At 48.7% G+C, this 20,042-nt stretch carries 17 protein-coding genes; 8 read left to right on the forward strand and 9 right to left on the reverse strand.

What is annotated here, in order from left to right; translation table 11 throughout:
* The first annotated feature begins 152 nt into the window (after window positions 1-152).
* The 5 genes from NR114_RS22340 to NR114_RS22360 all read left to right on the forward strand — a co-directional run bounded on the left by NR114_RS22340 (window position 153) and on the right by NR114_RS22360 (window position 4,204).
* The gene (locus NR114_RS22340; RefSeq protein ID WP_174574713.1) at window positions 153-1,025 is read left to right on the forward strand and encodes a LysR substrate-binding domain-containing protein; all 873 of its coding nucleotides are present in this window, start codon (window positions 153-155) and stop codon (window positions 1,023-1,025) included.
* Between the two features lie 116 nt (window positions 1,026-1,141).
* A complete protein-coding gene (locus NR114_RS22345) occupies window positions 1,142-1,711 on the forward strand; it encodes an HdeD family acid-resistance protein (protein ID WP_020828437.1) in 570 nt (189 codons plus the stop codon).
* 155 nt (window positions 1,712-1,866) lie between these two features.
* A complete protein-coding gene (gene cbpA / locus NR114_RS22350; protein WP_020828438.1) occupies window positions 1,867-2,799 on the forward strand; it encodes a curved DNA-binding protein in 933 nt (310 codons plus the stop codon).
* A complete protein-coding gene (gene cbpM / locus NR114_RS22355; RefSeq protein WP_234530508.1) occupies window positions 2,792-3,097 on the forward strand; it encodes a chaperone modulator CbpM in 306 nt (101 codons plus the stop codon). The genes cbpA and cbpM overlap by 8 nt, the downstream gene beginning before the upstream one ends.
* A 978-nt stretch (window positions 3,098-4,075) precedes the next feature.
* Window positions 4,076-4,204 carry a hypothetical protein gene (locus tag NR114_RS22360; protein WP_020828440.1) on the forward strand — a complete coding sequence of 43 codons (129 nt, stop codon included), beginning with the start codon at window positions 4,076-4,078 and terminating at the stop codon, window positions 4,202-4,204.
* Window positions 4,205-4,312: 108 nt separating this feature from the next.
* Here NR114_RS22360 and NR114_RS22365 read toward each other — a convergent pair whose 3' ends face one another.
* The 3 genes from NR114_RS22365 to NR114_RS22375 all read right to left on the reverse strand — a co-directional run bounded on the left by NR114_RS22365 (window position 4,313) and on the right by NR114_RS22375 (window position 5,855).
* On the reverse strand, window positions 4,313-4,618 hold the full coding sequence (locus NR114_RS22365) for a type II toxin-antitoxin system RelB/DinJ family antitoxin (RefSeq protein WP_020828441.1): 306 nt from the start codon (window positions 4,616-4,618) through the stop codon (window positions 4,313-4,315).
* A 203-nt stretch (window positions 4,619-4,821) separates the two neighbouring features.
* Window positions 4,822-5,232 (reverse strand): Hpt domain-containing protein, encoded by a 411-nt coding sequence (locus NR114_RS22370; RefSeq protein WP_234530510.1) that lies wholly within the window; start codon window positions 5,230-5,232, stop codon window positions 4,822-4,824.
* Window positions 5,229-5,855, reverse strand: a complete 627-nt coding sequence (locus NR114_RS22375) for a response regulator (RefSeq protein WP_020828443.1) — start codon at window positions 5,853-5,855, stop codon at window positions 5,229-5,231. Before NR114_RS22375 ends, NR114_RS22370 begins: the two co-directional genes overlap by 4 nt.
* 647 nt (window positions 5,856-6,502) lie before the next feature.
* Between NR114_RS22375 and NR114_RS22380 the strand changes: the two genes are divergently transcribed.
* Window positions 6,503-10,924, forward strand: coding sequence for a transporter substrate-binding domain-containing protein (locus NR114_RS22380; RefSeq protein ID WP_256824854.1), 4,422 nt, complete (start codon window positions 6,503-6,505; stop codon window positions 10,922-10,924).
* A 50-nt stretch (window positions 10,925-10,974) separates the two neighbouring features.
* Here the strand turns inward: NR114_RS22380 and NR114_RS22385 are convergent, their stop codons facing one another.
* Window positions 10,975-11,706 (reverse strand): FadR/GntR family transcriptional regulator, encoded by a 732-nt coding sequence (locus tag NR114_RS22385; protein ID WP_048760739.1) that lies wholly within the window; start codon window positions 11,704-11,706, stop codon window positions 10,975-10,977.
* Between the two features lie 446 nt (window positions 11,707-12,152).
* Here NR114_RS22385 and NR114_RS22390 point away from each other — a divergent pair, with 446 nt between their 5' ends.
* Window positions 12,153-13,466: an MFS transporter gene (locus tag NR114_RS22390; protein ID WP_041414919.1), complete on the forward strand. Its 1,314-nt coding sequence runs from the start codon at window positions 12,153-12,155 to the stop codon at window positions 13,464-13,466.
* 9 nt (window positions 13,467-13,475) lie between these two features.
* The gene (locus NR114_RS22395) at window positions 13,476-14,414 is read left to right on the forward strand and encodes a 2-hydroxyacid dehydrogenase (RefSeq protein WP_129941040.1); all 939 of its coding nucleotides are present in this window, start codon (window positions 13,476-13,478) and stop codon (window positions 14,412-14,414) included.
* Between the two features lie 25 nt (window positions 14,415-14,439).
* Here NR114_RS22395 and NR114_RS22400 read toward each other — a convergent pair whose 3' ends face one another.
* The 5 genes from NR114_RS22400 to NR114_RS22420 all read right to left on the reverse strand — a co-directional run bounded on the left by NR114_RS22400 (window position 14,440) and on the right by NR114_RS22420 (window position 19,910).
* A complete protein-coding gene (locus NR114_RS22400; RefSeq protein ID WP_048760733.1) occupies window positions 14,440-15,030 on the reverse strand; it encodes a hypothetical protein in 591 nt (196 codons plus the stop codon).
* Between the two features lie 14 nt (window positions 15,031-15,044).
* Window positions 15,045-17,480 carry a fimbria/pilus outer membrane usher protein gene (locus NR114_RS22405; RefSeq protein WP_256814506.1) on the reverse strand — a complete coding sequence of 812 codons (2,436 nt, stop codon included), beginning with the start codon at window positions 17,478-17,480 and terminating at the stop codon, window positions 15,045-15,047.
* Between the two features lie 11 nt (window positions 17,481-17,491).
* Entirely contained in the window at window positions 17,492-18,190 is a 699-nt protein-coding gene (locus NR114_RS22410; RefSeq protein ID WP_234530512.1) for a fimbria/pilus chaperone family protein, read from the reverse strand.
* Between the two features lie 126 nt (window positions 18,191-18,316).
* Window positions 18,317-19,012 carry a DUF1120 domain-containing protein gene (locus NR114_RS22415; protein WP_020828450.1) on the reverse strand — a complete coding sequence of 232 codons (696 nt, stop codon included), beginning with the start codon at window positions 19,010-19,012 and terminating at the stop codon, window positions 18,317-18,319.
* 205 nt (window positions 19,013-19,217) lie between these two features.
* A complete protein-coding gene (locus tag NR114_RS22420) occupies window positions 19,218-19,910 on the reverse strand; it encodes a DUF1120 domain-containing protein (protein WP_020828451.1) in 693 nt (230 codons plus the stop codon).
* Window positions 19,911-20,042: the final 132 nt, after the last annotated feature.

Genomic DNA, 20,042 nt, shown 5'->3' on the forward strand with positions numbered 1-20,042 from the left:
CCAAGGCTTTTCATCGATATAGCATGCACTTATGAATGGAAGCCTCATATTTAACCTAGCAATGAATCAAATCGGCAAACAGGCCAATTATTGGAAATGAGTGTTTCATCAATGGGAAAATGGTCTTTATGATAGATTTCAATGAAATGTTTATGTTTGCCAAGGTTATTGAATGCGGAGGCTTTCTTGCTGCAAGTAAGAAATTTGGTATCCCCAAGTCCACACTGTCCAGAAAAATATCCGCACTTGAACAACGCCTTAATGTCAGACTGATACAACGCTCAACCCGAAATATAATGATCACGGAAATCGGTAAGGAATATTACCAATATTGCGTGCAAATGATCGCTGCGGCAGAAAAAGCGGAAAACCTGATCAATAACAAAAGTGACCAACCCACGGGTAAAATCAGGATTACCTGCCCCACGATTCTTATGGATCTCGGTCTGTCAAAAACCCTGGCGAAATTTATGCAGGCTTACCCCGAGGTGGTACTTCAGGTAAAAATATTCAATCGTGACGTGGATATTATTGCAGAGGGGTACGACATCTCATTTCAACTGATGGGCAAAGAATCCAAAAACAGCAATCTGATTATGCGAAAAATTGCCGACATCTCCTCTTCTTTTATGCTGAACCCTGCCGGCAGGATCCACCCCAACCAGGTGCAAAAACCGTCAGATCTGCATCAACTCCCCACCGTTGGCTGGCTATCTTCCCATTTTCAATCCGCATGGACGTTCAACAAAGAAGGCCGGGAAGTCAAGATAAGCAATGAGTCCTGCCTGGTGTGTGACGACATCAGATTACTCAAAGAAGCGATTCTTTGCGGCAGGGCTACGGGTTGTTTGCCGCTAAAGCTGGCACGTCAGGAAATTCACGATGGCACCCTGACAACCGTGCTGAATGATTGGCAACTGGAGCCGCGCAAAATTGTCGCTATTTATCCTTCGCGCCAGGGCCTGCTGCCCGCCGTCAGGGCATTGATCGACTTCGTTGTCGAAGATTTCGCACAGGATGGCTGACTTATTCGATTGAAAACAACGATTACGCACAATTATCCTCCCGCACTTGGCGACAGGTATTATAATAAAAAAGACAATACGAGATAGGATATCCAAACAGTTTAAGGAGATACGTCATGTTAAATATGGGTCCACGCCATTCGCTGATTATCGATGAACAAAGTTTAAAGAAACAACGTACCCCGCTGTTAATCATCTCTATATTGCTGCTGTTAGGCGGTATTTTTTGCCTGTTCAGCCCCTTCGCCTCCGGCGCCGCGCTGAGTATGGTCATGGGCATTTTCTTGCTGCTGAGTGGGTTCGGTCTGATTTTCGGCATGATAGCTAACCGAGTACAAAATACCTGGCCGATGATCGGCGGTATTCTGCTAGGGGTCGCTTACCTTATTATCGGCTACGTGTTTATCACCACCCCGGCGGTAGGCATTTTCGCCATGGCGGTCTATCTTGCCGTACTCTTCGCTCTGGGCGGCATCGTACGACTGATTGCTGGCTACAAATTACGTGATGTCAGCGGCAGTTGGCTGCAGTACGTGATTGGTATTTTGGATCTGATCATTGCCTGGATGCTGTTCAGCGCCGATCCTATGACTTCCGTCGTACTGGTCACCACCATTGTCGGTATCGAAATGCTGTTCAGCTCTTTTGGCCTGTTCCAGGTTGCTCGCCAACTGAAGCGCTCGTGATTTCAGGCGGGGCCACTCGGCTCCGCTTTTCTACCGCACAGCCGACAATTACCCCGATACATCGGCGGCCAAGTGCCCTAATATTAGTAAGGTTTCACGCAAAGCAGGTTCAACTACTCCCCCCTGACGAAAGATTGAAATGAGATGATAACGCTATGGAATTCAAGGACTATTATACCATTTTAGGGGTCAAACCATCAGATGACATCAAGGCGATAAAAACCGCCTATCGCCGGTTGGCGCGAAAGTATCATCCTGATGTCAGCACAGAAAAAAATGCCGAGGCACAGTTTAAAGAAGTGGCCGAAGCCTACGAGGTGCTGAAAGATGACGAGCGCCGTGCTGAATATGATCAACTGCGTCAACATCGTAATGACCCTAACTTCGGCCGCCAAACCCAGCATGCTCATGCGAATGCAAATAATGCCGAAGACTTTTCCGACATCTTTTCCTCCATGTTCGGCGAACATGCGCGCGGCCAGCGTCAGCGCCAAAGCCGAGCCATGCGCGGGCAAGATATTGAAATGGAAGTGGCCGTCTTCCTGGAAGAAACGCTGGCCGAGCAAGCCCGCACCATCCGCTATAGCCTGCCGGTCTATAACGCCTTTGGCATGGTGGAGCAGGAAATCCCCAAAACTCTTAATGTGAAGATCCCTGCCGGCGTAGGCGACGGCGAACGCATTCGCCTGAAGGGCCAAGGCGGCCCGGGGATAGACGGCGGTGCGAATGGCGATCTCTACCTTATCATCCGCATTGCGCCACACCCCATGTTCGACGTCGTAGGCCACGACCTGGAAATTGTGTTGCCGATTGCCCCTTGGGAAGCTGCGCTCGGTGCCAAGGTGCCAGTCCCTACTCTCAAAGACAGTATTTTGTTGACCATCCCTGCCGGTAGCCAAACCGGACAACGTCTGCGCGTTAAAGGGAAAGGCTTGGTCAGTAAAAAAGAAACCGGCGATTTGTATGCCGTGATCAAGGTTGTGATGCCGCCGAAGCCGGACGAAAAGAGTGCTGCACTGTGGCAACAGCTGGCGGAAACTCAGACGAGCTTTGATCCGCGCAAAGAGTGGAGTAAGCAAAATGGCTAACCTAAAAGTAACCTTCACCATTACCGAGTTTTGTCTGCATACTGGTGTGACAGAAGAAGAGCTAACGGAGATTGTCGGGCTGGGCGTGATAGAGCCGCGCAACCCGGCAACGGAAGAGTGGATCTTTGACGATCGCGCCTTGATCACTTTTCATCGAGCTCAGCAATTGCACCATGAACTTGCGCTGGACTGGCCAGGTATTGCCGTCACCCTGACGTTGCTCGAAGAGATTGAGCAGTTACGTAAAGAGAACAACCAGTTGCACCAACGGCTGGCGCGATTCGTTACCAGGCCCTGACAAGGCGAAAACAGCCCATTGCATCGCGCCCACCTTCGCTCAGAAAAACAATTTCGTTGCAATAAATCCGCTGAGCGAATGGAGGGCGATAAAAATAGGCTTTAACTACTTAAAATAAGCGTTCATGTTTTTTAATAAGTACTGTTAATAAAGACATGTCATTAAAAACAGTATTGACACTCTTTTATAAATCCGTAGATTGGTAATCAACAGCAGCGTAATGATAGCAGCTGTTAATAGTAAAAGTGTTTAGTAAGTTGTTATTAAGTTATTTTGCGATAAAGGCCACGAAGTTTTTTAGTATGGGTCATCGATGCTGAGAAAAGTTACAGTCTTGCTCGATGAAGTTTTAAGGCCACGTTGTAAGTACCGACAATCGCAGGGTGTGTACCAAAACGCGATGATGTAAGGCCATGATAGAACTGTTTTTTGTTTGCGATCAATGAGTAAGACAGTGAAAGCGGATCGCAATAGAAGTGAGGCTATGCATCAAAGAATAGATATCGCGAGGGGAGATGTACGAGTTGAGATGCCATACCTTTGATTATTTTGGTAGGCGGTAATGTGAACTGGTAAATATAGGGGAGGTTTGAGTTAACCCAATATTATCTGTGATTAACCTGTACATTTAGTGTAGAACTTTAGCAGTAAATAATAGTAAGTTCATTAATGTTAAATCAGAAGTCAATAGTACCTTAAAAGCCCTGGCTGCAACGGTCAGGGCTTTTATCATTTATGGCGACATAGCCAGCTGTTTGACTTACCCTGCTATTAGACGACAGTCCCCCCTCGACAATGTCACCTCCCCTGTTAGGCAACTGGGCCACTCTCACTTCGCCCACTGATTGATTTTTCACCTTCACCCGCCCCCATATTTAGGATTTTTACCCAAAAGAGCACATTAAATGTAATGTTGTTAGGACTTATCTTAAAATGCAGGCGAGGATCTTTTTAGGTATGTGGCTGCCAGGGAAAAAGATGAGCGAGAAACAGCGTAAATCGGGCTATCAGGTTGAGTATGGGGAACAATGGAAACCGGAAAAAACCTCTGCGTGGTTTTGGATCCTGCTGATTGCTATTATCGGTATTTTGGTTGCCATTTCATGATGATAGTAGGCAAGAATCAAAATGACTGCGACTGAGGTAATACCTCAGCGGCCCACCCCGCTGAGTAGAGTAAAGCAATATTTATAGCTCGCAGTGGCACATGAAAAACTAACGTTGATTTCTATGGTTAAGCATTTTACCCATTTTCTCTGATTTATACTGCGAATAATTCCGCTGGGTTTCAGGGTATTCCAATTGGGATAGAATATCATTGTAAGCCTGATAGCAAGGTTGTTCGCGGCTGGCATTACTGCCATTGAGCAGTTCTTCCGGCATCGCCCCTTCTTTGACTATACGTTTAAGGAACATTCGAATACCTTCAGAAACTGTCATCCCCATCTCTTTGAAGACCGCTTCCGCGCGCTCTTTTAAGTTGGTGTCAATTCGGGCCTGCACAATACTGTCGCGTGTCATAAAACCTCCTGGTGACATTTATCTCATCCTGATAAAGGCATTATTGCGCCGGCAGCGGCGGATAAACATAAGAATTACGCTCTGCTGTTTGACGCTATTGACGGTTTTTATGAAAGCAATAACCATATTGTGTGTAAGGAAAGGATGACAGAAGCGTAAAGCGGCGTTAGATGATCTGCCGCCATACCTTCACCGCATCGGAGCTAGCGCAAGTCGCGCAAACACCTGTCGAGCGATGATATTAATAATTCTATTTTCTTCAACCCGCTATGAATGTCTTCGACGCTCATTTTGGCCAATTGTTGGCTCTCTAGTATCACACAGGCTGCGGCGATTTTTTTCGCACAGATGGTTTGCGCGGAGCCTTTTAAGCGATGTATCGTTCTGGCCAATGCAACCCGATCGCCTTCTCTTGCCTGAGTCTGAGCGACGACAATTTCCTTCATATTTTCTTCATTGGCTAAGTAAAGCAGGTTATTAATGAAAGAGAGATCGTTACCGGCAAGTAGAAATAACCGGTTAATATCCACATGGGCAGCAAGTGACGACAGAGAGTCACCTGGACTATTTTTATTTACGTCGTCTTCATGTATTTTTTCATTCAAAATATTCAATCCAAATTATTTCTTATACAAAATTCATAAGTTTCCATCATACTATTCAGTTCCAGCTTGGCCATGACTCTTCTTTTATAAGTGCCTACCGTTTTGTCACTTATATTCATCTGCAAACCAATATCAACCAGCCTCATCCCCTTGGCCAAATAACGTAGCACCTGTAACTCTTTCGTGGAAAGATTGGCAATAGCATGCTTGTCTTTATCTTCAGCCGGCTGCAGTGCGTGTTGCCGTGCCTGTTTCAAGGGAAAATAACCATAACCCGCGTTAATTGCCGCCACAGCGCTGTGCAGATCAAATAAGTTGTTTGCCTTACTGATGAAACCATCCGCCCCGGCACTGACACAATTTTTAATATAAAAAGGTTCGTCCTTTCCTGACAGCATCAGGATACTTCCGCTGAACTTACGCTTGCGCAAACGCTGTACCAGTTCGATTCCGCTGATAGAGTGAATGTCAATATCAACGATAACCAGGTCAGGTTTATGTTCCTCAATTAATGATAACGCCTCCAAACCATCACCTGTTTCACTAATTACCCTAAGGCCTTCTTTTTCCAACAACACTTTAATGGCAAAACGCGTGACAGGATGGTCGTCGACAACCAAAACGCTTTTCATCGGTAACTACCTCTTTATTTTATTCTATTCATTACGGCCCTGGACCACCAAAAAAAAATCATAAAAAAATATTAAATTTCAGATCAACGGTAGTACTGTTTACAATGAAAGCAAATCACATCCATTATCTTATATTAAACCTCAAAAATCATTCACCGTAACAATGAATCATACTATAGCTCCGAGGCTGCCACCACAGAGAAAACCCTCTTACCCTATGTTTTTATTGAGTATATTTAAAATATTAAGATACGACGCCCATTATTCTGCTCTTGTGAAGAGCATATCATTATTGCGAATCTGCCGCCTATGTACCCTGAAAAATGCGAGTCACTCACAATTTAACCGGTGTAAGGGAAACATTACACAAAACGACGCCAACGATTACAAAACATTAAGGTAACACTTACACAATTGAAAGGGTGTTCTGATGGGTTCACTCATGACTCAGTTATAATCTACTGCAACAATATCTCAACTCTCCTTACCCTCCTCATGTCCATAAAGTTATTGTTTACCTCAATCTATTACGTTATCGCACAATGGATTAACAACAGATGCCTCATTTATCCAATATATAGTCTGCATATAGTCTTATAGTTATCGATGAATATTTATCACCATCGAGTGAATCTGTAAAAATTTAAATGAATGTCTTCCTGCCGCCCCGCAGAACAAGAGGTGTTTTTTTGTTAGTAAACAATAGACTAGCTAATTGGTTTGTTCTGGCACGCAAAAATAGCTCCGTGGGCCTTGTTTTTTTGTTGGTGTTAACTCTTCTGGCGTTGGCGGTGCCGACCATTCACGCGGCAGAATTGACCTCGGAAGAAAAAGAGTGGCTTAGAGCCCATCCAGAGCTGCACGTCGGCACCTATGATGGAGGATTGCCCCCACTGGAAGATATGGTTAAAAACCAGTTAACCGGTTTTGCTCCCGACGTGCTTAACGAAGTCGCCAGTAGATTGAAATTGAAAGTAAAAGTGAAAGAGTATCAAAATCGTCTCGACATGATGCAGGCGCTGCAACGGAACGAAATCGACGTAGTCATGAACATGTCCCCGACGTTCTCTGGCGCCAAATATCTGCGCTACAGCCAGCCATACGGCGATAACGATCTGATCATTATCAGCGCCCGCGACAACCGCCATATCCTTGATCACTCAGATCTCGCCAAAGCCTCAGTTGCCGTCGTAACCGGTTCGCCTGAAGCTGCGTTGATTCCAGATGTGTATCCCGCGATCAGGCTACACGAATTCCCCAACCAGGCTGCCGCCATGCTCAGCGTCGAGCAAGGGGAAACCGACGCATTTATCGGCAATCGCTACACTATTCGCTACTATATTGCCCTTAACAAAAGCGAAGCCTTCCGTACCGTTGGCAATGCTTATTTCCCGTTGCAAACACTAAGATTCGCCTTTCCCCGTGAAAATCAGTTACTGGCCAACGCATTCGATGTCGCCATTACAGATATGGGTTGGCGCGAGCAACAGGCGTTATTTGAAAAGTGGGTGTCCCCCTTCCCCGCACGATTACCCAAAACGGAACGCATCAACCTGTCGCCCGACCAAATTACCTTGCTAAATCAACTACCCTATCTGCAAGTCAGCAATCTGGAATCCTACCCACCGTTTTCTTTTCGCAATCAACATGGCGAACCCAGCGGGCTGGTCGAGGATTATTTCGATCTGATACGCCGCCAGTTGCAGCTTAAATCTGAGCGTGTCAGGGTACGTTCACTGAATGAATTGATGCGAATGATCAAAGAAGGCGAGATCGATATGGTCCCCGGTTTGCCGCCTACTGCAGAGCGTATGCAGTTCTTAGCGTTCAGCCAACCCTATGCACGTTTTCCGTTGATGATAGCAACACGAAAAGAAACCAGTAATATCGAGGGCATTGAGAGCCTCGGTAAGGCGCGGGTAGCGATATCCGAGGACGCAGAACCCATCCCGACGCTGCTGCGCAAAAATCCAAAGTTGATTCTGATTCACACCGATACAGCTGAGCAAGGTCTGCAACTGTTGGCCGATCGCCAGGTGGATGCCTACATTGGCAACCTGGTGGTCACCGATCGCATTATTACCGAGCAGTACCCCAATATATTAAAGGTCGCGGCACCGACCGGTTATTATGCCGAACTGGCGGTTGCAGTCACCAAAAAGTACGCCTACGTTATCCCATTGATCAACCAGGCTTTGGCTAATATCAGCACCGACCGCAAAGAGCAGATCCGCAGCGCCTGGTTCCCGATCACCTTTCAGGAAAACGTCGATCTTCTGATTATCATCAAGAGGATCCTGCCCGCCATATTGGCCGTCGGTTTTATTATGGCGCTGCTTATCATCGCCTACTGCCGCTTACGCAAAGAGACCCGCCGCAGGATCCTGGCCCAGATAACCCTGGCCGACCAGCTCAGCTTTCAACATGCACTGCTGGAAACCATCCCTTTTCCGGTATTAGGCAAGGATCACAACGATCGTTATATCGCAGTGAACAGCGCCTTTGAAAAACTGACCGGCCATGCGTCCGCACATATGTTGGGCAAAACGCCTGACGAATGCGGCTACATCGACGCCATCGTGTCACTGGAACGCGAGCCGGAAAACCGAGCAGCACTATCGGCCGAGGAAGGTATCCACCGCTCACTGCGCTATGCCAATGCCAAAGGAGAGCTACGGGAGGGATTGTTCTGGCTAAAACCCTTCTTCAGTGTTGACGGAGGGCCCGGCGGCAGCGTAACCGTGTTGGTTGACGTCACTGATATACGCCGCTCTGAAGAACGAGCACTGATCTCTGAAGCCCTGTTAACCGACGTGACCGAATCACTGCCGGTTACCGTATTTCAAGTCTGCCTATCGGTGGATGGCGATATGCGTTTCACCTACGTAGCAGGTGCCGCTGAAGCCACCTTCGGCTTATCTGCCGAAACCATGATGGTCGACCACAAAAGCTTCCACCAGCGAGTGAATGCCGAAGATCTGCCCATGCTGCAGGAAAATTTAATCCGCATGCAAGGCACGCTGGCCCCCTTCCAGAACGAGTTCCGTATGCAGGTCAAAAATAACCAGTGTTGGATACGCGTCAATTCAGGCAGAGGAAAACGCGAAAGCAACGGGGATGTACTGTGGGGCGGTTATTTTGAAGATATTCCCCACTCCCGCCAGCAGGAACAGGCGCTGTTCGAAGCGAAAACCAAGGCTGAAGCCGCCGCCCGTGCCAAAGCCACCTTCCTTGCTACCATGAGCCATGAGATACGCACACCGGTACACGGCATTCTTGGCTGGTTGGAACTGCTGGAAAGAACCCAGTTGGATGATGAACAAAATAGAATGCTGAATACCGTGCAAAATTCTGCGCAGCATTTAACCCAAGTGATTGACGATATTCTTGATTTCTCCAAGCTGGAGGCGGGCCAGGTGTCACTGGAAAATTTGGCGATCGATATTCGAGTATTCCTGTCAGAACTGATGCAAACCCTCAGTCTGCAAGCGTTGAAAAAAAACCTGACCTTGCATCTTTATCTCGACAGTCGGGTCGCACAGAAACTGATGTTCGATCCGGTCCGATTGCGTCAAATTTTAATGAATTTTCTCAGTAACTCGCTGAAGTTTACCCGTTCAGGCCATATTACGTTGCAGTTAGTTCTCCTTGCCGATCAGCAAAGTCGGCAATGGTTGCGTTTCAGCGTCATCGATACCGGTATCGGCATCCCTGCAGACATGCAGCAGCAGCTATTCCAACCTTTTCAGCAGGCAGAAGCGTCCACCACTCGTCGTTTTGGCGGTACCGGCCTGGGGTTAGCAATCTCCAAAGGCCTGGCGCAGCAGATGAACGGGGAGCTCACCATGCACAGTCAGCCTGGTGAAGGTACCACCCTCAGTTTCGACGTTCATTTCGATGTTTATGCTCCTTCACCGGCGTTACCGGCGCTGTTGGGCACCCGCGTTACCCTATGGTGTGATGACAAGGTTATCACCCAAAACCTGCGGGAAATGCTGCTGGCGTTAGGCCTTACCGTCACCTGCCGGTCCGGCTCGCAGCAGACTGCGCTTATCCTGTCCGGCTGCGATCTGCTGTTTATAGAGGAAAACATGCTGGCAACGATTGCAATACCTGCCGCAGCCCGGGAAAAGGTGGTCACTCTGAGTATTAAACCGCGGTCTGACAATGCTGCGGACCGGCATACCCTCAATGTCACGCCATTATCCTGGGAAAGAGTGCACAAACTTTGCGTCACCCTGTTAATCGAGCAAAAAAAACAGGCGACAAGCTCCATGGCACTACCAGAAATAACCACCATCGATACCACCCTAAGCCGTGAACATGCTCTGGCGAACGGAAGTTTGATTTTGGTTGCCGAAGACCACCCTATCAGCCGAGAACTGATCAAGCATCAGCTGCAAATATTGGGTTATAGCTTTGATATTGTTGAGGATGGTCAGCAGGCTTTGCTGGCAATAGAAAGCACAAAATATGGCCTGGCGATTATCGATTGCCACATGCCCTATATCGACGGTCTGGAATTGAGTCGCCTGATCCGCAAAAAAGAGGCTGCGAATAATAGCGCAAGGCTGAAGATTGTCGCGCTGACAGCGGGCGTCCTGGAAGAGCAAGAAGATCAGTGTATTGCTGCCGGCATGGATGCTTACCTGACAAAACCCATTGATATTAAAGGGTTGAAGGATATTCTCACCCGTTATATTGCGCCAAGAGCGGTAACCGCAACTGCGTTCACTTCAGCTTGCTCAGAGGCGTCATTCAATATAGACATGGTCTCTTTGAATAAGCGATATGGTTCAGAAGAAAAAACCAGAGTGGTCGTGGGCATGATGCTTGGCAATCTGGAGCATGGGCTACATCAACTGGCCACAAGCCGTGCCTCAGCGCAGCAAGGGTTGATCGTGCGTCATTTGTCATTGGACCTGGGTGCGCTGAATTGCCATATGCTGGCCACGCGGGCGACAAGATTGGAAGCCAGGCTAAATCAGGGCAAAGCGAACCTCACCGATGATCTGCAGGATTTCAAACAGGCCATTGAGCAGTTGATCATGCAATTGCATATGCTGTAGCTACTGTTTCGCCGAAGCAAAAGCAATGCCCGGTGCCAACGGTTCTATTTTTAACTGATGTTTTCAAACATCTGCTGATAGTTTTGCCACGGGCTTTTTTGAGCTGCATGTTCGAGGATCAACCGCATGCGCCAGCGGGCAGCCTGCGGATCCTTGTTCTGTACCGCCACCAAGAGTTCACGATGTTCATGCACCGCTTCTTTGGTTAAGCGCACGTCGGCTTCCAACGTTTGTTTAAATGAAAATGACATGGCAGTGGCCAAAGCATTCCCTAATGAGCGCATAAAAGCATTGTGGCTGGCATCCAGCAATGCCAAATGAAAAGCGAGGTCGCCTTTCTCAAACAGGTGTTTTTTACCCAGTTTTTGCCCCTGCCCCATGATGTTACAGGCGTCATTCAAACGGATGATGTCCTCCTCCGTGGCATGGAGGGCGGCTAACGCGGCAATGTTAGGTTCAAATATCAAACGCGTAACTAACAGCTGTTCCATCAATGAGTGGTCGAACCCTTTTTCATCCAGCCAAGACATGACGTCAACATCCAGAAAGCTCCACCGATCCTGCGGGTTCACCGTACTGCGTTTCTTCGCCTGAATATTAATCAGTCCTTTGGCCGCTAATACTTGCAGCGCATTTCGTACCGTGGTGCGGGAAACGGCGTATTGTAGCGCCAAATCATTTTCGCCAGGCAGAGAATCACCGGCGCTCCAGTCACCATCCATGATTCGGCGAGATAATACGCTGATCAACGTTTCAGATATGCTGCAGTTTGTGGTTTTCATTGACAGGTGTTTCTTCTAATTAGTTTTTCAAGAAAGAATTTTAGCTTATTCATGACATGATTATATTGATCATTAACATAACACATTGCCGATTAACCCAAGTGATTTTACATGATAGCATGCGCTAACAGGCAGCCCATACTGGAGAGGTTGTCAGGAACAGTGGGACGAATCACGACATCCCAGAAAACAAAAATAAATAACGATTACTTTCAGCGCATTAAAAACAGAATGACAACCATCAATACAATAACCATTTAAATAACCCACCAAAAACGCCACAAATTTTGGTGTGATTTCAACAAAAATAAATATAACATGACCAAGCCAGTTATTATAAAACGTTTGTAAAACTCAACCTTAGACACATAAAAACAACACAAAGATAAACACAAACGAAATAAAACAACATCTCTGCCATTTAACCCTACTACAGGCAAAATAAAATGGATAATGACCTTCATCTTTCAACCGTAAAGAAAATGAACCTAAGACTTATTCCATTCATCATGCTTCTTTACTTAATCGCATATATAGATCGCGCTAACATTTCAGTCGCCGCATTACAAATGAATGCTGATTTAGCATTAACCGCAGAAATGTATGGCATTGCGGCCGGCATATTTTTTGTCTCTTATATCCTGTTTGAGATCCCCAGCAATATTATTCTCACCCGAGTGGGGGCTAAAATCTGGATCGCCCGCATTATGGTCACCTGGGGGGTGATTGCCATGGGAATGAGCTTGGTACAAACACCGCTGCAACTCTACACCATGCGTTTTCTGCTTGGCGTGGCGGAAGCCGGCTTTACGCCTGGGATCATTTACTACCTTTCCTGCTGGTATCCGCGCAGCGACCGCGCGCGTGCCATGTCGATGTTTTATATCGGTGCGGCACTGGCTTCGCTCATTGGGTTACCAATCTCCGGTGCCATTCTACAGATGAATGATGTGCTGAATATCGCTGGCTGGCGCTGGCTATTCTTGCTTGAGGGGGCACCGGCGATATTATTGGGTATCGTGGTTTACTTCTACCTGGACAACAAGCCGGAAGATGCTAAATGGCTGGGGCCACAGCAGCGGGCCTGGTTGGCAGGCGTACTGACACAAGAAGCCAAACAAACCCCTACGCAGCAAGAGCATCATTGGCAAGCTGCGTTCAAAAACCGCAAAGTGTGGCTGCTGAGCCTGATGTGGTTGTTGCAAGCCTTTGGCACCATCGGCATCGGTTTATTTCTGCCATTGATCATCAAAGGCGTGGTCAGCGAGCAAAGCAATTTCATCATTACCCTACTTTCCGCCGTTCCCTTTTTGTTCGCCTGTATGTTTATGTACTTTAACGGTCACTATTCCGACACCCATCGCGCCCGTGCTGTGCCATTGGGGTTACCGCTCATCCTTTCAGGCCTGTTGTTGTTGGCGGCAATTTACAGCACAAACATGGTAATAGCTTACGTTTTATTGGTTTTCACCATTGCGCTGAACTGGGCGATCATACCCATTTTCTGGGCAGTCACGACGGAAACGGTGTCCGGCGTAGCGGCAGCGGCTTCCATTGCGCTGATCAACGCCGTGGCTAATATCGTTGGGCTGGCGCTACCGCCGGTTATCGGTCGAATCAAAGATATGACCAGTAGCTATGATGCCGCCTTGATTATGGTGGCGATCGCCCTGGTACTGGGGGGAATTATCGGTTTACAAGTCGGACGTTGGAAACACATAGCTAAACTGCCGATACACCAAGATACGCCAGAACATTGAGGGGAAAGTATGGAAAACGTTATTTTGCAGATAGCGCCGGTGCCCATGCAATTGACTCAGCGCTTGCACCAGCACTTCACATTATTTAATGCTGCCCAGCTCACTACAGAACAACAGATTGAATTGATACCTCGGGTTCGTGTTTTACTAATCAACGGTGAAACACCGTTGGACGACACCACTATGGCGCGCTATCCCAATCTGCAGTTGATCGCCGTTTTTGGTGTGGGGTATGAACGTGTAGATGCTCAAGCCGCCTACAAGCGTAATATTCAGATTAGCAATACGCCGGGTGTACTCACCGACGACGTTGCCGATTTGGCCTTTGGGCTGATGCTGGCGTGCTCCCGCCAGATTGTCGGTGCACAGCGCTTTATCGAACGCGGTGATTGGGCTGGCCAGAGCTACCGTTGGACAAACAAAGTCAGCGGTAGCCGGCTCGGCATTCTCGGCCTGGGTCGTATTGGTCGGGCTATCGCCCGGCGTGCTTCGGCGTTTGATATGTCGGTAAGCTATCACAGCCGTACTCAGTACGCGGACTTTGCAGGTGAGTACTGTGCAACGCCGCAAGCACTGGCGGCGCACTGTGATTTCCTGGTGGTGTGCGCTCCTGGGGGAGACGGTAGCCGCGATCTGGTCAATGCCGAGGTGTTACAGGCTCTCGGCCCCACGGGGATTTTAATCAATATCGCTCGCGGCTCGGTCGTAGATGAGGCTGCTTTGGTGAACGCCATTGAACATAAGTTGATTGCCGGCGCGGGGCTGGACGTGTTCTGCGATGAACCGCACGTGCCAGCTACACTGCTGCAACGCGATAACGTGGTGATCACCCCGCATATGGGCAGCGCCACGGAAAGCACCCGCAGGGCAATGTCGGAGCTGGTTTACGAAAATATTAGCGCCTACTTTGCCGGCAAGCCTTTGCTTACTGCGACAGAAAAACCGTAACGGGCTCGCATCACCCTTCTGAAAATCAGTCTATCAACTCCAACGTCAGGTGAGCTTCGCTTACCTGACGGGAAGCGATACGGGCGGCACTCTCCGGCATTATGGGTTCAATCTCGACGCGTGCAGTAAAACTTTGCCCTTTGACCAATTGACCATTTTGCACAACAGCAAATACCTTACCGGGTTGCAACATCAAGCTGGATTCGGGTGCGCCATCAAGCAGTCCGGCCTGAGCCGATGATGCAACCTGCACATTCTGCCCATCCAGTTGAAAGTTCAGCAGTCGGATATTAACACTGCCCTGCTCACCGTAGCGTAGATCGCCATTGGCGGCACGATCACCGCGTAGTGCCAAACGCATCGTCTGGCTATAAGGACACACCACATTGAGGATCAGCGTACGCTTGCCTGGCGTCACCGCATTGCTACCCGCCACGTCCTGCAGTTGCCAACGCGATTGGGTACCATAGTCGATTACTGGCGTGCCAGCGGACAAACTGCATCGCGTGTCCACAGGTAAGAATGATTGGGCCTCAGTAATACGGGTATCAATGGCCGAAAATACCGGCTGGCTCATTGTTAACCCCAACACCAGAGCCGTAAAAATTTTTCTCATATCATGTTTTCCTGTCAGCGGCATACTGCATCGGCAGTTTCATACAAGCCGCTGGTGCCAGCCTGTGCCGGTAATGAAAGGGGAAATGAACATATCGTTTTACCGGAAACCTGCACGTCCAGTTTGTTGGATTCAGCCGCATCGGAAATAAATACGCTCCCCTTGTTGCCAACTACGGTGACAAAATTGCCAGCCGCATCAAATACGCTAGCGCCGTAAGGCAAAGGTTTATTCTCGACATCTTTAACATCGACTAACACCCGCCGAGTGCGTATCACATGAAAATCGACATAACTCACTGAACCACGTGCCGCCTCAGTCTCCTGCCAGGCATTGCTGATATCGACATTTTTCGCTAGGCTGCGGGTATCCACCTGAATGGCGGAACGCTTATATCCGCTAAGGGATGGCAGAACCGCATAACCGCGCCCATCAGTCCAAATTGGGCCTGCTGGAGAGTCCAGACGAACACCGGCTTCTTCTCCAACTTTAGCGATGCCGAAAGTATCATTGACACGGTAAGGAGAAAGCGTAATGCCGTGGGGGTGAGCCACAATGGCTCCCGAGGCACGTGCCGACCAAGACGTGTAGTTGTCCGAATCCTGGCTTATGCTGCCGCTTAACTGGCTGACCGGAGTAACCTTATCGATGCTGCCGGTAGCGGATGTGCGCCGATTGCGGAAATCACGTTCGCTGGAGAGGCTCCATCCCCCGTCCTGTTGGCCGCGATCGCTATAACGCATTCCGCCGCGGCTGCCGTTACGTGAGCTGTTATTAAGGTAGCTGCTGATGCTGCGGCTGTCGCCAAATGGGATATTGACCGTGATATACAGGCGAGTTTCCGCATCGCTGTTGCGGCTGCCGGTATCGTGATCCAGGGTGGCACCAAGGTAAACGCGATTAAACTGTTTACTCCAACCGCCGCGTACGTAATTTGTGGCATCGCCAGCAAAGGTGCTGCTGCGAGCCCAAGACAAAGACAGGTTGCCGAGGCTTGCCAGCGACCAACTGATGCCACCGCCATACTGGTTTCTGTTGCGACCGGCAGTATCCAAACTATCGGTTTGCAGTGCATCACTTAAATCTCGATAGCCAGACGTTTGTTGAACGGCATTGACGCTAACCCCAATGCGCTCTGTTAGCTTATGGCTTAACACCGCAGTAGCCGATAGCCCCTTGTTGCCGTGGGTATCGTCCTGCGCGGCAGTGGTTTGCATAGAAAGAAACGTAGCATTAAACAGCTGACTATCCACGCCTACGGCGGCTGCGCGATAAGGTGAAGAACCGAGCAACCCCGCGTTGAGGGCCGTGTAGGGATTAAGCACCCAACCGTTAGCCAGAGTACCGATCAACGGTGCTTCGCTGCTACCTTGCTGATCAAGCTTACCGATGCCAAATGACATTCCTGGAGCAACAGCAGGCCCATTCATCAACAGGGTGGAAGCGGGTACGGAAAACTGGCGCTTCTCACCGTTGCCGCCAGTTACCGTCACTAACAGATCGGAACGGGTATTTAGCAACGAGAACCCCTGCAGGCGAAATGGCCCGGCAGGCACGGTAGTGCTATAAACCAACACGCCAGATTGACGGACTTCCACTACCGATTGACTATCAGCAATACCTTCGACCAATCCCGCTCCACCGCGACTACTTTGCAGGGCGGCCTCCGGGAACACCTGGAGCCCCAACACCTGCCCCGTGCCAAACATCGAGTTGGACAAACTAACCTGCCCGGCCTGAAATACCTTTTTAATCCCTGAGAAAGTGCGCTGCGCATAAGCTGCCTGATGCTGCATTTGATCTTTGCCATTGAAACGGGAAAAAGTCTGTTGGCTACGAACAATCCAGTCGCTGATATTAAAGCCGGCCTCCGTCCCCAATTGCATAAAGTTCGTACCCGCAGAGGCTCCGGCAGAATCCATATACTGTGCATCGTAATTCAGCATGCCGGCAAAGCCGCCGTGTTTCCAGCTCCCTCTATCCGCATCGGGAGCAATCACTGCTTCTGGAGGTAACACCACATCAACCCTAGCCTCGCCCGGTTCAAGGTTCACTTCGGTTTGAGGCCAGGCAGTTTTCAGATCAAAACAGGCGATTTTCTTACTGTAACCAGGAGGTGATATCAGGCCGGCCTCTTTCTGAAAGGCCTCATCGGCACACAACTTTCCGCTCTGATCAAAACGAACTTTAACCTTGCCCCGGGCGTTGCCATTAATCGTCAAGGTCACAGTGGATTCACCAGGCAAAAAACGTGGCGACTGACGAAACCACTCGGCAAGCTTAGGATCAATGCCTCGCGCCAACATTGCCTGGTGATCAAACTCAACATCATCCGCTCGTTCATCCGGCACAGCAGCCAACACAGGCGAAGTCGTGGCCAATGCAGCCAACAGAGCCAATGACAGAACTGAAAGTGTTGGCCATACGTTAACGTGATCGTCGTGTCGCATCAGCCCCACCGTCAATGGCTTAATTCAGCATCATAGCTGTTGACGGTATAGCCCCAAGTGGTGGCCGGAGAAATTCGAACCTGCTGACCGACGCCAGCTTTCTTGCCACCGTCAGGTGTAAGCGTGAACGTTTGGCCTGGTAAAACATAACTGTTAGGCAGCATCCAGTGGGTATTATCCGGTAGCGTTGTCACTCCCTGGCCCAGCCGCACTACGTAAGGCGATGGATTATTAACCATTAAGCTGTTGCCACTTTGCTTCCAGACCAGTCGCTTCCAGGGGGCAGGGTCTCTTTCCAATCCTGTTGGACGGATAATAACCGGCAGGTTTTGACGCACTGTCATGCGTACTTCATTTTTACCTTTTTGCTGCGGCGGCACACCTTCAAAAATGACGCGTGTCAGACGTTCAGTTGTCAGCGGCGTTTTGTTGGTCAGAATAAAACGTACGCGCTGGGTTTTACCTGACTCAACGCGCGCCGCTGGCGGGGTAACACTCACCAGGGTTTCAGGATCATCTTTGATATTTTCCAGCGTGGTCAACAGCAATACCGGAAAGCCATCGGTATTTTTAATGTTAATTGCACCTTCGCCATCATCTTGTTCGACCACCACTACTGAAGTCTCAGGCACCATACCGGTTGCATGGCTGCTGGCAGAAAATAGCAGCAAGGAAACCGCCCCAATATTAAACAGGGAAGAAAGGGTCATTATTTTCACCATTCGTATTAAAAAGGGCCGTTGCTGAGGGTACATCCGATACAGCGGCCAAAGGGGCAAAAAGGCCCCGTCGGAGGGCGGGGCAATGGCCGAGCGCACACGCCCGGCTAAAAGGAGTTAAAGGTAAACAAGCTCGATAGTGGACGACCCGTTTAACTGCACAGGTTTGGTCAGGTCCAAATCGGAAGCTTTATTGATATAGGCTCGTACCGTTACTTTACCGGTGAGTTTTTGGAAGGCGACAGGTTCGGAGGCACCACTGGTAGCCCAAGATACCTGACGAACGGCAGTGTCATTATATAAAACACCCTCGCCGCCTTTTGTCCAAGAGGCTTCGCCAACGTTCTTATAGATACTGTCAACATTCTTGCTATCTGCAATCACGCTGCTATCTTCGATTTTGATGACATATCCCCCGATACGATGGGTGCCATCAAGCCCCAACCCCACAATAGGCACATTACTTTTGCCAAAGATATTAACCAGACTGGCGCCACCGGCCCCATCGGTAGTCGCCCCCGCCACGGTATTTGGACGGTTATTAGTGGCTTTCAGAGCCACTTTCGCTGGGGCTGCACAACTGATGGAAAGATCCAACTGCTTCTCATCCAAAGCAGTAAATTCGTCCAACGACAGCGACCCTGCTTTAATTGTGCCGTAATCAATAGTGCCCCCACCGGAGACCATTGGCGTACAGGCCGCAGGCGTAATAGTCCCTATGACCTTTACATCTATACTTGCGGCGAGAACTGGCAGAGAAGTGGCTGCCAATACGGCCAACACACAGAGATTTACTTTTGTCTTATTCATCATAAAATGATTCCTTTCTTCATATCGAAAATATGTATTGCAGGCCAATAAATTAACAATTGCCACCATCAACCATTATAAAGTCAATATATACAAGAAAATTAACTCAATAAGGAATTAAAATTAAAAACCCATATGGAAGCATCACTAATAATCAGCCCACTGAAATATCCTTTTCAGGAAACCAATATCGAGTTAAAAATATACCTTATAGGTACACTAACTCGATGGTGCTCAAGCCATCCAAAATAACCGGTTTGGTCAGATCCAATTCAGAAGCTTTATTGATATAGGCTTGCACCGTTAAGTTTATGGTTAAGTTTTTGAAGGCCGCAGGCTCTTGGACCATGCCCTGCATCCACGAAAGCTGACGTTTAACACCAACGCTATAGAGGCTACTATCTTCACCCGTCCACTTCCCTGCACTCCCCCCTCGCGTGATGATTGGAGTAGTGCTACCGTCTGCTTTAAGCCCCGTGGCGCTGATCGCGTATCCCCCGATACGTGCTGAGTTACTGAGCCCAAGACCTACTACTGCCGTTGCTCCACTCACTAAACCACTAACAGGAGAAAGACCCGCACCAGATACCGCATCTTCAGTATCAACGCCAGCCAGCGTATTCGGACGACCATTCTTCGTCTCTAGCGCCAACTTCACCGGTGCATCGCAAGCAATGGTTAAATCCAACTCTTTTTTTTCTAACTTAGTGTAAGCATCCAACGTCAAAGAATCAGATTTGATAATGCCATAATCAACGGTACCATCACTGGTCAACGTAGGAGTACAGCCGGATGGCGTAACGCTACCGGTAACCTTTACTTCTATATCTTTTGCCAACGAAGGCAAAGATGTGATTGTCAACACGGCCAACGCACAGGCGGTTATTTGCATTTTTTTCATTCGGATATTGCTCCTTTTCCCTAAGTCAAATAGCGGATATTTTCGCCAGTCCCATTTGAGGCAGAGTATGACAAGATATTTACAAAGTTAAAAACGAAACCAACACACAAAATCAAATACGATTGAAAACAT

The sequence above is a fragment of the Serratia sp. Ser99 genome (genome assembly GCF_024519545.1).
Classification (GTDB): domain Bacteria; phylum Pseudomonadota; class Gammaproteobacteria; order Enterobacterales; family Enterobacteriaceae; genus Serratia; species Serratia liquefaciens.